Annotated in this window: 11 protein-coding genes; 6 read left to right on the top strand and 5 right to left on the bottom strand. The window is 39.3% G+C overall.

Annotated elements, in window-relative coordinates; all coding sequences use genetic code 11:
- Positions 1–213 precede the first annotated feature (213 nt).
- The 3 genes from PL_RS20600 (at position 214) to PL_RS20590 (ending at position 4,043) form a co-directional block, all read left to right on the top strand.
- A complete protein-coding gene (locus PL_RS20600) occupies positions 214–2,652 on the top strand; it encodes a penicillin acylase family protein (RefSeq protein WP_041883336.1) in 2,439 nt (812 codons plus the stop codon).
- 3 nt (positions 2,653–2,655) lie between these two features.
- A complete protein-coding gene (locus tag PL_RS20595) occupies positions 2,656–2,997 on the top strand; it encodes a hypothetical protein (protein ID WP_041883335.1) in 342 nt (113 codons plus the stop codon).
- A 62-nt stretch (positions 2,998–3,059) separates the two neighbouring features.
- Positions 3,060–4,043, top strand: a complete 984-nt coding sequence (locus PL_RS20590) for an acyl transferase (protein WP_082035970.1) — start codon at positions 3,060–3,062, stop codon at positions 4,041–4,043.
- Here the strand turns inward: PL_RS20590 and tyrS are convergent, their stop codons facing one another.
- Complete coding sequence (tyrS, locus tag PL_RS20585; protein ID WP_041883334.1) at positions 4,044–5,330, bottom strand: tyrosine--tRNA ligase; 1,287 nt, start codon at positions 5,328–5,330, stop codon at positions 4,044–4,046. It lies immediately after the preceding gene.
- Between the two features lie 155 nt (positions 5,331–5,485).
- Here tyrS and PL_RS20580 point away from each other — a divergent pair, with 155 nt between their 5' ends.
- The 3 genes from PL_RS20580 to dapA are packed head-to-tail and all read left to right on the top strand — an operon-like array spanning position 5,486 to position 9,099.
- Positions 5,486–6,175 (top strand): ACP phosphodiesterase, encoded by a 690-nt coding sequence (locus PL_RS20580; RefSeq protein ID WP_041883333.1) that lies wholly within the window; start codon positions 5,486–5,488, stop codon positions 6,173–6,175.
- Between the two features lie 19 nt (positions 6,176–6,194).
- A complete protein-coding gene (gene ligA, locus PL_RS20575; protein ID WP_041883331.1) occupies positions 6,195–8,213 on the top strand; it encodes an NAD-dependent DNA ligase LigA in 2,019 nt (672 codons plus the stop codon).
- 4 nt (positions 8,214–8,217) lie between these two features.
- Positions 8,218–9,099 (top strand): 4-hydroxy-tetrahydrodipicolinate synthase, encoded by an 882-nt coding sequence (gene dapA / locus PL_RS20570; RefSeq protein ID WP_041883329.1) that lies wholly within the window; start codon positions 8,218–8,220, stop codon positions 9,097–9,099.
- Positions 9,100–9,186: 87 nt separating this feature from the next.
- Here dapA and PL_RS20565 read toward each other — a convergent pair whose 3' ends face one another.
- From PL_RS20565 to ftsA, 4 genes are all read right to left on the bottom strand, one after another.
- Positions 9,187–9,366, bottom strand: coding sequence for a histone H1 (locus PL_RS20565; protein ID WP_041883327.1), 180 nt, complete (start codon positions 9,364–9,366; stop codon positions 9,187–9,189).
- 261 nt (positions 9,367–9,627) lie between these two features.
- Positions 9,628–10,869 carry an aminotransferase class I/II-fold pyridoxal phosphate-dependent enzyme gene (locus PL_RS20560; protein WP_041883325.1) on the bottom strand — a complete coding sequence of 414 codons (1,242 nt, stop codon included), beginning with the start codon at positions 10,867–10,869 and terminating at the stop codon, positions 9,628–9,630.
- Positions 10,870–11,042: 173 nt separating this feature from the next.
- Positions 11,043–12,677 carry a cell division protein FtsZ gene (gene ftsZ, locus PL_RS20555; RefSeq protein WP_041883323.1) on the bottom strand — a complete coding sequence of 545 codons (1,635 nt, stop codon included), beginning with the start codon at positions 12,675–12,677 and terminating at the stop codon, positions 11,043–11,045.
- A 129-nt stretch (positions 12,678–12,806) separates the two neighbouring features.
- Positions 12,807–14,168: a cell division protein FtsA gene (gene ftsA / locus PL_RS20550; protein WP_041883322.1), complete on the bottom strand. Its 1,362-nt coding sequence runs from the start codon at positions 14,166–14,168 to the stop codon at positions 12,807–12,809.
- Between the last annotated feature and the right edge of the window lie 10 nt (positions 14,169–14,178).

Genomic DNA, 14,178 nt, shown 5'->3' with positions numbered 1-14,178 from the left:
AAGGCTTTTCAGATATAATTAATGGCGGATTTCAAAGTTTTGAGCCTACAATGTGCTTTGCTGAATCTATTTAGCTTTTTCTTTGACAAAGCCAGAGCTATCTTCACATAAACCACATAAAAATGTGCAACATTAGTAATCAATCCAGTTTTATATTAAATTGCCGTAGAATACCATGATCATGAAAAACCTTTAACCGGCAATGCAATTCATATGAGGAACAAATTCAAAGCATTAATCTGCGTCATTACACCTATACTATTAGCCTTTGTTTTAAATACAAAGTTTGGAAGTCTTCCCCCTCTTTTAAAGTTTCTTAACCCATTTACGGGTTTTTGGCAGAATGCAGAAAAAATGAGTATCTCCAGACAAAGCGGATTAAAATTAAAAAAGACACTCGAGAATGTTGATGTTATTTTTGATGACCGTATGATCCCTCATATTTTTGCTAAAAATGATCATGATGTCTATTATACCCAGGGTTATATCACAGCAATGAACCGCTTATGGCAGATGGATTTCCAGACCCGCTATGCTGCCGGCAGACTATCCGAAGTTGTAGGCGCCAAAGCCATAGAGCTGGACAGATACCAGCGCCGTATGGGTATGGTTTATGGCGCTGAGAACTCCTTGAAAGGAATGATGGAAGATCCTAAGTCAAAAGCAATGATCGAAGCTTATACAGATGGAATCAATGATTATATCCATTCTCTTTCCAGTTCACAGCTTCCACTGGAATATAAAATACTGGATTTTACTCCCGAAGACTGGACTCCGCTAAAATGTGCATTACTGCTTAAACAGATGTCTGCAGTCTTGGCAATGGGTTCTGATGAATTCTATATGAGTAATATCATGAAAAAATATGGCCCGGAAGTAACTGCGAACCTCTTTCCTGATTATCCTTTCCGTGAAGACCCGATTATCCCTGTGGGTACAAAATGGGATTTTAAACCCTTGCAGATACCTCAGGCTCCTGCCTCTTTTACAGAAAGCACTACAGGTAAAGTCAAAACTAAAGTACTTGAAGACGGTATTGGCAGCAATAACTGGGCTTTATCAGGTGCAAAGACTGCTTCTGGTTATCCAATACTGGCCAACGATCCGCATCTCAATTTAACACTGCCTTCAATTTGGTACCAGATTCAGTTAAATGCCCCGGGATTAAATGCTTACGGTGTCTCCTTACCAGGCGCACCAGGTATTACAATTGGTTTCAACAAAGATATTGCCTGGGGAGTGACTAATGTTGCCGCAGATGTACTCGACTTCTATCAGATTCAGTTTAAAGACAACACCCATCATCAATATAAATATAACAACGCATGGAAAAACACAACCACCAGACTGGAAACCATCAAAATCAGAGGAGCGAAAAACGAAATTGACACAGTCTACTATACCCATCACGGACCCGTTGTTTATTTTCAGAAACCTAAGAGACTTAATATGGCCGATAATGTTCCTCTCGGACATGCACTGCGCTGGATAGCTCACGATAAATCAAATGAGCTGAGGACTTTTTATGAACTCAACAGAGGAAAAAACTATGCAGATTACCGCAAAGCTTTAACTTACTACTCAGCTCCTGCACAGAACTTTATTTTTGCTTCTTCAGCGAACGATATAGCCATTACTGCTAATGGAAAATTCCCTTTAAAATGGAAAGATCAGGGTAAATTTATCCTGGACGGATCTGATCCTAAAAATGACTGGCAGGGATGGATACCGGCAGCACAGAATCCCACTGTTAAAAATCCCGAAAGAAACTTCGTCAGCTCTGCCAATCAATCCTCTACAGATCCTACCTATCCCTATTATATCAACTGGGAATTCGGTTCTTATGAAAGAGGCAAGAGAATCAATGACAGACTAAAAGCAATGACCGGAGCAACTGCCGACAGTATCAGGATCATGCAGAGCGATAGCTATAGTATCCTTGCACAGAATCTGCTGCCTGCCCTGATAGCCAAAGTGGATCCTGCAAAATTAAATGCTACTCAGAAAGAAGCACTGGAGCTTACAGCTAAGTGGAACAAATTCTTTTCAGCAAAGGCAATAGCAGGCAGTATTTTTGACCTGTGGACTAAACGTTTGTTTTTTGACATCTGGGATGATGAATTTACTATCGCCTCTGTTCCGATGCGTTATCCTTCAAAAGACAGAACCACAGAATTAATTTTAAAAGATCCGGGGTCCAAATGGTTTGATAATGTCAACACACCTCAGAAAGAAACATTAAACGACCTGGTTAATGAAGCTTTTAAATACGCCTGTGACAGTCTGGAAAAGAAATACGGGCCGATTGGCAAAAACTGGCAATGGGCCAATGTGAAACAGACACACGTGCCGCATCTGGCAAAAATCCCGGGTCTGGGTTCAGAAACACTGATGATTGGCGGGGCTAAAAGTACAATCAATGCTTTAGGCGAAACCAACGGACCATCATGGAGAATGATTGTTGAGCTTGGAAAGACACCAAAAGGCCATGGGGTTTATCCTGGCGGTCAGTCTGGTAATCCGGGCAGTTTTTTCTATGATGATATGATTAATACCTGGGCTGACGGTAAATTATATGATCTCTATCTGATGCAATCAGCAGATGATAAACAAGGTAAAGTTCTTTCTCATTTAAAAATTTCTAAAAAATAGCTCATGGTATTTCTCGTTATACTTATCGCCTCTTTTCTATTACAATTGGTTTTACCCTGGTGGATCATTGTTATTATTTCGTTTGCTACCTGCGGACTGATTGGTAAAACTGCAAAATTATCCATTTGGCAACCTTTTTTTGCTATTCTTTTATTGTGGACAGGAGTAGCTCTTTATCAAAGTCTGCCTAACCATAATCTGCTCGTTTCCCGTATTGCAGAAATGTTTGGCCTTCATGGCTGGTGGTTAATTCTGGCAGTCTCTGCACTTTTAGGCGGATTTGTAGCAGCAATAAGTGGTTTTTGTGGTTATCAGTTCAGAAAAGCTGTACTGATAAAAAAATAAATACAGAAAATTAAGACCCTGTTAAAAATCCATCTAATAATCAGTTTGTGTATTTTTGTCACGTGAAAGCTTTAATTCCTCAAATATTTTCTATCCGCAATGAACAAGAATTTAATGATGCTGCCTTAGCTGTCTTTAAATATCAGGCGGAATTTTGTATCCCTTATCGTCAGTTTATAACAAACCTGAACATAAAAACAGCTCAGATAACCCAGGTTACAGAAATCCCGTATCTGCCAATCAGTTTTTTCAAAAGCCACCGTGTAGTTAGCAATACTGATCCGGAAGAGATTGTTTTCAGTAGTTCCGGTACTACAGGACAGATACAGAGCAAACATCTGGTTACTGACCTCAAAGTATATGAAGATAGCTTTAACAAAGCCTTTGAGCAATTCTATGGTAAAGTAGCAGATACCTGCCTGCTGGCTTTGCTTCCGTCATACCTGGAAAGAGATGGTTCTTCACTTATTTATATGATTGATGCCCTGCTGAATCAGAGTAAACATCCTGACAGTGGCTATTTCCTGCATAATCATGAAGACCTTTTTAATAAATTATCAGCTTTAAAAGCGGCTGGACAGAAAACCATTTTAATTGGTGTCACCTATGCTCTGCTGGATTTCCTGGAGCTTTATCAGTTGGATTTCCCTGAACTGATTGTAATGGAAACCGGAGGAATGAAAGGAAAAAGAAAAGAAATGGTCAGGGAAGAATTACATGAAATACTGAAAAGCGGATTTGGTGTTGATGCCATTCACAGCGAATACGGAATGACAGAATTACTTTCACAAGCTTATTCATCAGGCAATGGTGTATTTGATTGCCCTAACTGGATGAAGATTGTGTTAAGGGACACAAATGATCCCCTAACACTCCTCAATTCTAATCAGACAGGAGGAATAAATATCATTGATCTGGCAAATATCAACTCCTGTTCATTTATCGCTACTCAGGATCTGGGCCGGTTATTGCCTGGCGGTTCCTTTGAAGTACTTGGCCGTTTTGACAATGCGGACATCAGAGGCTGTAACCTGCTGGTTCAGTAATTATTCTGCTATTAACAGGAAATAATTCTTTTTACCTTTCTGAACGATAATATATTGGCCGTTAATCAGGTTGCTGGCAGTATAGCTGGCAGTAACCTCGGCTACTTTTTCTTTGTTAATACTTAGTCCACCACCCTGGATCGTTTTCTTCACCTCTCCTTTCGAAGGGAATACGGTAGTTTTTTCTGCCAGTAAAGTAGCTACGTCAATACCTGCAGCCAGTTCTTCGCGGCTTATAGCAAACTGTGGTACACCTTCAAATATCTCCAGGATATGAGCAGGGCTCAGGCTTTCCAAAAACGACAGAGAACCATTACCGAACAAGAATTCTGAAGTTTTCACAGCCGTTTCCAAAGCCGCTTCAGAATGCGTTCTGATGGTAATATCAGTTGCAAGAGCTTTCTGTAAAATTCTTAAATGCGGTGCTGCATCATGTTCTGCTTCCAGTTTCTCCAGCTCCTGTTGGGTCAGTAAAGTAAAGATACGTATCCATGCTCTGGCATCAGAATCAGTTGCATTTAACCAGAACTGGTAATATTTATAAGGAGAAGTTTTTTCAGGGTCCAGCCAAATTGCACCACTTTCGGTCTTTCCAAATTTGGTACCGTCTGATTTTTTGATCAGTTGTGTAGTCAGTCCATAAGCAGTTCCCCTGTCTTTTCTTCTGATAAATTCTGTTCCGGTTACAATATTACCCCATTGATCAGAACCACCCATCTGTATCGTACAGTTGTTATTTTTCCATAAATAATAGAAGTCATAGCCCTGGATCAGCTGGTAACTGAATTCTGTAAAAGACATACCAGTATCACCTTCAAGACGTTTTTTAACACTGTCTTTGGCCATCATATAGTTCACTGTGATATGTTTACCTACATCTCTGATAAAATCAAGGAAACTAAACCCTTTAAACCAGTCTGCATTATTAACCATTACAGCGCCATTACCCTCAGTGCTAAAGTTTAAAAACTGATTTAATTGTTTTTTAATACCATCCAGGTTATGAGCCAGCGTTTCTTCGGTCAGTAGGTTTCTTTCCTCAGACTTTCCCGATGGATCACCAACCATACCTGTAGCTCCGCCAACAAGTGCATATGGTTTATGTCCTGCACGCTGAAAGTGGATTAACGTCATGATTTGTGTCAGGTGACCAACATGTAAAGAATCTGCTGTAGGATCAAAACCAATATAACCTGAGCACATGCCCTCATTTAATTTATCTTCTGCATTGGGCATGATATCATGTAACATGCCTCTCCATCTTAATTCATCAACAAAATTGGTCATCGCTTTATAATTTCGCCAAAGATAAGAAACCGTTTAAATTTATAAGATGATAATTAAATATCATCTTGGACAGATTCTTGTCAGGTTTAAATAATTACGGGTTATTTTGACTATTTCCCACAATGCCTCATTAAAAAAACTCTATTTTTAAAGCAATGAACTTTCTTTCGCACTTTTATTTTGAACGGCAAAACTCCAGTGATTATATGGTGATGGGTGTGGTATTGCCAGATCTGATTAAAAATGCAGATAAAGACTGGAATCTGAATCCTCAAAAAGACGAGTATCTTTTCAGAGATGTACCAGAATATGCCGCATTACTCAGCGGATGGAAAAGACATCTGGAAGTAGACCGTATATTTCACTCTTCCCTATTTTTCAAAGAACAGACTGCACTGCTTAAACAACTGATTTTACCAGCTTTACAGACTGGCCCGGTAAAACCTTTCTTTTTAGCACATATAGGACTTGAGCTCATCCTTGATCATTTACTTTTAACCCAGGGAATCGTAGACACTGCTCACTTTTATCAGCAGCTTAATAATGCACATACCCCATCCCTGGCTGGTTTTTTAAAGTATGCCGGACTTCCTGATCAGAAACGGTTTGATCATTTTCTTGACAACTTCATTTCCAGTGAATACCTTTTCAGTTATGAACAGATAGAGAATATAACCTATGCATTGAACCGGATATGTATGCGGTTATGGAATAATCCATTTCAGGAAGAGCAGTTACAAACCTTAACACTGAAGCTCGGAGAATTTAAACAGCAGCTGGATAAACAAGGTTTTATGACCATATTTAACCAGATAAATGAGGAACTCGATAAGCAAAATTTCTAAAATTTAGTACCTTCGCCTTATGTCGCAATCCACTATTAAAGACACTATGGACGCCTTGGTTAATGAGCTTAACCAACACAGTTATAATTATTATGTACTGGCTATGCCAACCATTGCCGATTACGAGTTTGACAAGAAACTGGAAGAACTGGCAAAGCTGGAAAAAGAGCATCCCGAATTTGCCGATCCCGATTCCCCAACTTTAAAAGTTGGAGGAGATATCACCAAAAACTTCGTGACAGTGAAACACAGATGGCCTATGCTTTCACTGGGTAATACCTATAATGAGCAGGATCTGCGTGATTTTGATGAGCGCATCAAAAAATCAATCGGTGATAATTTTGAATATGTATGTGAACTGAAGTTTGACGGACTTTCAATCAGTCTTACTTATCAGGATAACCAGCTTTTAAGAGCTGTTACCCGTGGAGACGGAACCAAGGGGGACGATGTAACTGCCAACGTAAAAACAATCAGTAATATCCCCCATCATTTAAAAAAAGCAGATACCCCTCAATTGTTTGAAATCAGAGGGGAAATCTTAATGCATAGTGCAGCTTTTGAAAGACTGAATAAAGAAAGAGAAGAGCTGGGAGAAGTACCATATGCCAATCCCCGCAACTTTGCATCAGGCACGATAAAAATGCAGGATCCTAAAGAAGTAGCCAAAAGGCCGCTGGATGCTTTCTTTTACTCTCTGCACACAGAAAAAGAGTATTTCAAAACACACTGGGAGAGTCTGCAGGAGCTCAAAAAATGGGGTTTCCACGTATCCGAACATACCAGACTGAGTAATAACATTGAAGAGGTTCTCGAATTTATCCATTACTGGGAAAATCAGCGTTTTAAACTCAGCTATGACATTGATGGAATTGTTATTAAAGTCAACAGTTTTACTCAGCAGCAGGAATTAGGTTTTACGGCAAAATCTCCGCGCTGGGCAATTTCCTATAAATATAAGGCACAGGAAGTAGAGACTATCCTTGAAAGTGTGAGTTATCAGGTTGGACGTACCGGAGCAGTTACCCCTGTGGCTAACTTAAAGCCTGTACAATTAGCCGGGACAACAGTAAAACGTGCCACATTGCATAATGCCAATGAGATTGAAAGACTGGATCTCCATGTTGGGGACAGTGTTTTTGTAGAAAAAGGAGGTGAGATTATCCCTAAAATCATCGAAGTCAATCTCGCGCAGAGAAAAGAGGGTGCCCAAAAAGTTATTTACCCTGTAATATGCCCTGAATGTGGTACGACCCTGGTTCGTAAAGAAGGTGAAGTTGCATTTTACTGTCTGAATGATGAAGGCTGCAGACCGCAGATAGTAGGTAAAATTCAGCATTTCATTTCCAGAAAAGCCATGAACATTGACGGTCTTGGGGATGAAACCATAGAATCATTTTACCACAAAGGTTTACTGGGTCATATCAGTGACCTGTATACCTTAAAAGACAAGGCTGAAGAGCTGAAAAACATAGAAAGATTCGGAGAGCGTTCTATCGAGAATATGCTGAAAGGTATAGAACTGTCTAAGCAAATGCCTTTTGAAAAGGTTCTTTTTGGTCTTGGGATCAGATATGTAGGTGAAACAGTAGCTAAAAAACTGGCCATTGGAACAGGTAATATTGACCGTTTGATTGCTGCTACACAGGAAGAATTAACAGCAATAGATGAAATCGGAGGCCGGATTGCAGAAAGCATTACAGAATACTTCAGTAAACAGGCACATATTGATCAGATTAACCTCTTAAAGTCATATGAACTACAGTTTGAGACTATTAATACTGTAATTACACTTGACAGTGACAAATTAACCGGAAAAACATTCGTAATTTCGGGGGTTTTTGAACAATACAGCAGAGAAGAGCTGAAAGACATGATTGAAAACAATGGCGGAAAGATATTAAGCGGTATTTCTGCCAAACTGAATTACCTGCTTGCAGGTGATAACATGGGCCCATCAAAATTAGAGAAAGCCCAAAAACTGAATGTTCCCCTGATTTCAGAGAACGACTTATTAGAGATGTTGAATAAAGATTAAAAAAATGAACAAATTTCATGGAACGGGTGTAGCTCTTGTTACACCATTTAACGCAGACGGATCTGTAGACTATGACAGTTTAGCAAAACTGATCAACTACCAGATCGATGGAAAAGTAGAATACCTGGTATCATTAGGTACTACAGGTGAAACAGCAACACTCAATAAGGACGAAAAGAAGAAGATCTGGGCATTCACAGCAGAAATAAATAATGGCAGATTACCATTGATTGCAGGTATCGGCGGTAACAATACAGCAGAAGTTGTACAGGAAATCAAAACCTTTGACAGTACAGGATATGATGCTATACTTTCAGTAAGCCCATACTACAACAAGCCTACACAGGAAGGCATATATCAGCACTATAAAGCGATCAGTGAGTCTACAGACCTATCTATAATGCTTTACAACGTTCCGGGCCGTACAGCAAGTAATATGAGCTCAGAAACGACCTGTCGTCTGGCAACAGACTGCAAAAACATCATCGGCACCAAAGAAGCTTCCGGAAGCTTCGATCAGTTCAATCAGATTATGAGAGACAAGCCTGCCGGTTTCCTGTTGATTTCGGGTGATGATCCTGTTGCTTTACCAATGATTGCACTTGGTGCAGTGGGCGTAATTTCTGTAGTTGGAAATGCTATTCCATTGTTATTCTCTGAAATGATCAGACTATGTCTTAAAGGTGACTTTAAAGGAGCTCAGGCACTTCATCTGAAAACAGTAGAGTTTACCAGATTAGCATTTGAAGAAGGTAACCCTGCAGGAATAAAAGCTGCTTTAAAATATTATAATGTTTGTGGCGATCACGTGCGTCTGCCGTTAGTATCTGCTTCAGACCGTCTTACTCAGTTGATCAGCACTCAAATCAAGCAATTCAGTAACTAGATCTGTTAAGTTCAGATTATATAGCTGATCCATAAAAAAACGCCCCGGTACTACCGGGGCGCTATAAATTGAAAACAAGAAATTGGTTTAAGCCTCTTTGTTTTTGGTTTCCTGAATCTCCAAACGAATAGCCTGCGCTATATTTTTAAGATCCTGCATTCCTTTGCGGACACGTGTTCCGGCTGCACTGTTGGCTTTGTTGTAAAACTTGTCTGCATCAGTTTCTAATGTGGTAACAAGTTTCTTTAACTCATCAAATTTTTTCATGTTCTAATTACCTTTTGGTTTATTGATTAGGTTTGATTAATACTCAATTACTAATGTAAGCGGTTTATTCTAATAAATGAAAAATTACCAATACAATTAAAAACGATAAAACCGTGTTTTTATCCACAAAAAGCATGGTTATTCACAAATTAAGCAAAAAACCAAAGATATTTCACTGAAAAACAGACATATACAAAACAAGAAAAATAAAAAATGCCCTTTACATGTAGTAAAGAGCGTTTTTTATGAACGTTAATCAGCCTATTCAGGACTGAATTTATTATCATTATAATAACCACTTTTCAGTTTTTCTGAGACCTCACTGAAGGCCTCCAGCGTACGCTCAACATCTTCCAGTGTATGCATGGCAGTTGGTATCAGTCTAAGCTCAATTAAGCCCTTAGGAATAACCGGATACACAACGATAGAACAGAAGATGCTATAGTTCTCACGAAGATCCATAGTCAATGCTGTTGCCTGTAATAACTCTCCTTTTAAAAATACCGGCGTAACCATAGTATTGGTAATACCCAGATCAAATCCGCGTGCTCTTAATCCTTTTTGCAGGGTAGTAGCAATGTTCCAGAGTTTCTCTCTTAATTCAGGATTGTTTTTCAGCAATTCTAAACGCTTAAGCAAACCAATTACCATTGGCATTGGTAATGCTTTGGCAAAAGTCTGGGAACGCATATTATAACGGAAGAAATTAGTGATTTCTTCTGATGAAGCAACAAAAGCACCAATTCCGGCCATTGACTTTGCAAATGTGCCGAAATAGATATCTACTCCCTCAATACAATCCTGTTCTTCATGTGTTCCGGCACCGGTTTTACCCATCGTACCAAATCCATGCGCATCATCAATTAACAAACGGAAATTGAAGTCTTTTTTCAGTTCAATAATTTCCTTTAATTTTCCCTGTGCACCTGACATACCAAAAACACCTTCAGTAATTACAAGGATTCCACCTCCTGTATTCTCTACCAGTTTTGTAGCACGCTCAAGCTGTTTGCGGGCACTCTCTATATCATTATGTTTATAAACAAAACGTTTACCTAAATGCAGACGTAAACCATCAATAATACAGGCGTGACATTCTCCATCATAAACAATAACATCATTTCTGTCAACAAGACAATCAATGATAGATAACATACCCTGGTAACCGTAGTTAAGCAGGAATGCATCAGGCTTACCAACAAATTCTGCCAGCTCCTGTTCTAATTGCTCATGATATTTAGAGTTTCCAGACATCATTCTGGCACCCATCGGGTAAGCCATACCAAAATCTGCAGCTCCTTTTGAGTCAGCTTCTCTTACTTCCGGGTGATTCGCTAATCCAAGATAATTATTTAAGCTCCAGACCAAATGTTCTTTACCACGAAAATTCATATGTGGTGCAATCGCACCTTCTAATTTTGGAAAGGAAAAATATCCATGTGACCATTTTTGGTGTTGCCCAAGCGGGCCCATATGCTTTGCTATCTTTTCAAAAATATCCAATGTATCTGTATTTAAGTTGTCTTTATATTTTATGCAAATTTAAGCTTTCTAAGGCTGAAATACAAGATTGGCCAAAAACCGGCAATCTTGCTGACATGCATACGATTATTATGCCAAAAAAGCCTTAACATGGGGTTGTTAAGGCTTTTTATTATTTTTTTTATACTGGCTGATTAATCAACATTATCGTGAAGGAATGAATTATTAGGTCGGATCTCAGTTCCTCCCTCTTCATCATTGCTCAAAGTAAATCTTGATACCTGCGATTCTGAAGAATGCTGAACCTGTTGTAACTGGGTTTGCTTACGTTTATAAGCAGGCTCATTTTCAAGTTCCTGTAATCCGTTGGTGGTACGTAATTTCATGCTCAGATCTTTAAGCCTCATAATACGTTCCTTTGATTTCTTCAACTGATCTTCAATAGATTCGTCACTTTTATCATCATCCAGACCAGGAACAACAATTTCCTCCTGCTGTTGCGCAGCTGCAGGCTCAATATAGTTTGATTTAGGTGTTTCAAAAACAAAGTCAGTTTCTGACACTTTTAATTCAAAGTCTATTCCTGCTTCCTGTTTGTTTTCAGCCGGGGTAGATTCTTCTTCTACCAGCGTATGTCTGATAATGCCACTATCGGCATCATCTCTTCTGTTTTTACTTCCACTGTACATGTCCCCAAAAAGATCTGATTGTTTCAGATCATCTTTCAGTTTCATTACAGGCTCATTCGTATAAGCACCAGCTTTTGGTTCAATAAAAGAGTTAACCGGTTCCAATGGTTTTACCAAAGGAGCTTCTTCAGGAGTCAGTAAAGAAATTTTCTTTACATTCTTTTTGTCATGAGCACGCTGTTCAGTAGTCTGGAATCCTGTAGCAATAATTGTAACAGAAATCTTTTCTCCAAGGTTCTCATCAATACAGTTACCCCAGATCAGATCTGCCGTTAAACCAGCTTTATCCTGAATATAATCAGTGATAATAGCTACTTCATCCATTGTAACCTCTTTTAAGCCTGAGCTGATGTTCAGCAGAATATATCTTGCACCTTCAATCTCATTATCTTTCAGCAATGGAGAAGCAAGAGCACCTTCTACAGCGCTTAATGCACGGTTTTCTCCTTCACAGGCAAAACTACCCATGATAGAAACACCGCTGTCCTTCATTACCGTACGCACATCTTTAAAATCCACGTTGATATAACCGGGAACAGTTATGATTTCAGCAATACCTTTGGCAGCAGTTGTCAGAATATCATCTGCCTGTGCAAAAGCAGAACCCAGAGTAAGGTTCCCGAATATTTCACGTAAACGATCATTCGAAATAACCAGATAAGAATCTACATATTTCTTCAGTTCGTCCAGACCATCTTCCGCCTGCATTTTACGTCTTTTACCTTCGAAAGAGAAAGGAGTGGTAATGATAGCGACAGTTAAAATGTCCAGTTCCTTCGCTGCCTGCGCAATGATTGGACTGGCACCTGTTCCTGTACCACCACCCATACCAGCAGTAATAAACAGCATTTTTGTAGTACTGCCTAACATGCTTTTGATATCGTCTATATTTTCAATAGCCGAATTTTTCCCCACTTCCGGAATTGAGCCTGCACCCATTCCTTCGGTTAAACTTGCACCAAGTTGTACTTTATTAGGTATAGGGCTGAACTCCAATGCCTGAGCATCAGTGTTACAGATTATAAAGTCTACACCTGCAATTCCTTGACGGTACATATGGTTAACCGCATTACCACCACCGCCACCAACACCAATTACCTTGATGATTGATGACTTATCTTTTAACATTTCAAAATACATATATTTATGAATCAGTTACTTAAAAATTGGTTTTACCTGTTCATCTCTCATTGTAATATTAACACTTTTTCAACACACGTTTTCCACAAGTGTTTAAAATGTGGAAAAATCGTTTATTGTGGATAATTATTACGGTTTTATATAATCCTCATCGCTTACGTTCATGTCGTCTTTGATGAAATCCTTAGTCTTTGCTAATAATTTATCAAATAATCCACCACCCGGGCGCTTCACTTTATCCTTAACAACTGCTGGTCTTTCCACATAAATACCTGGCTGTTTTAACTCTTCAATCAGCTCTTCAGCTTTTTGAATTCCTTTAATCAGCAAGCCGACACTGGTCGCATACATCGGGCTTTTCAGGTCATCATAAATGGTCTTGGGCATATCCTCATATTTCGACAAATGTTCATTCGGATAACCCACACGACAATCCAGTCCTGTTACATATTCAACCAGTTGAGAAAGATGTTTTAATAACGCTCCACCACCGGTAATCACTACACCACCGATTAGTTTTTTCTCATAACCAGAAGATTTGATTTCGTAATAAACATGCTCTATGATTTCTTCCATACGGGCCTGGATCACATAAGCTAGGTTTTTTACAGAAATTTCTTTTGGTTCCCTGCCACGCAGACCAGGTACACAAATAATTTCATTTTCTTTATTTTCTTCAGCTAAAGCAGAACCAAAACGTGTTTTCAACAGTTCAGCCTGATTTCTCATGACAGAACAGCCTTCACGAATATCTTCAGTTACACTATTTCCACCAAAAGGAATAACCGCAGTATGACGGATAATACCCTCATGGAAGATAGCAATATCGGTAGTGCCACCACCGATATCAACCAAAGCGATACCAGCTTCTTTTTCTTCATCACTCAATACCGATTCAGAAGAAGCCAGGGGCTCTAAAATCAATTCCTGAGTCTGTAAACCAGCATTTGTCACACATCTCATGATGTTTTTCACAGCTGTTACCTGACCTGAAATAATATGGAAATTCGCTTCTAAACGAACTCCGGCCATACCGATCGGATCTTTTACACCAGGCTCATTATCGACAGTAAATTCCTGTGGCAGTACATGAATGATTTCTTCTCCCGGGGGCATAACCAGTTTGAACATATCATCAATCAACTTATCCAGATCTTTTTTACTGATCTCATTATTAAGTTCCCTTCTGGTCAGGATTCCACGGTGCTGCAAACTTTTGATATGCTGACCTGCAATACCTACGTTTACTACACGTACTTCTACATTGGACTGACCACTTGCCAGTTCAACCGCCTGTGAAATACCCTGTACAGTTTTTTGTATGTTGGAAACCACACCACGGGTAACACCCGCAGACTCTGCTTTCCCAATACCCAAAACCTCAATTTTGTCATGCTGTGTTCTGCGACCAACTATCACACAGATTTTTGTGGTACCGATGTCCAACCCCACTACTATTGGAGACTGAACGGTGGTTTTTTCTTTGCCCATAACTATATTT

Source organism: Pedobacter lusitanus (assembly GCF_040026395.1).
GTDB lineage: Bacteria > Bacteroidota > Bacteroidia > Sphingobacteriales > Sphingobacteriaceae > Pedobacter > Pedobacter lusitanus.
The sequence above is the reverse complement of the archived record's forward strand: the minus strand, read 5'-3'. Positions and strand labels throughout refer to the sequence as shown.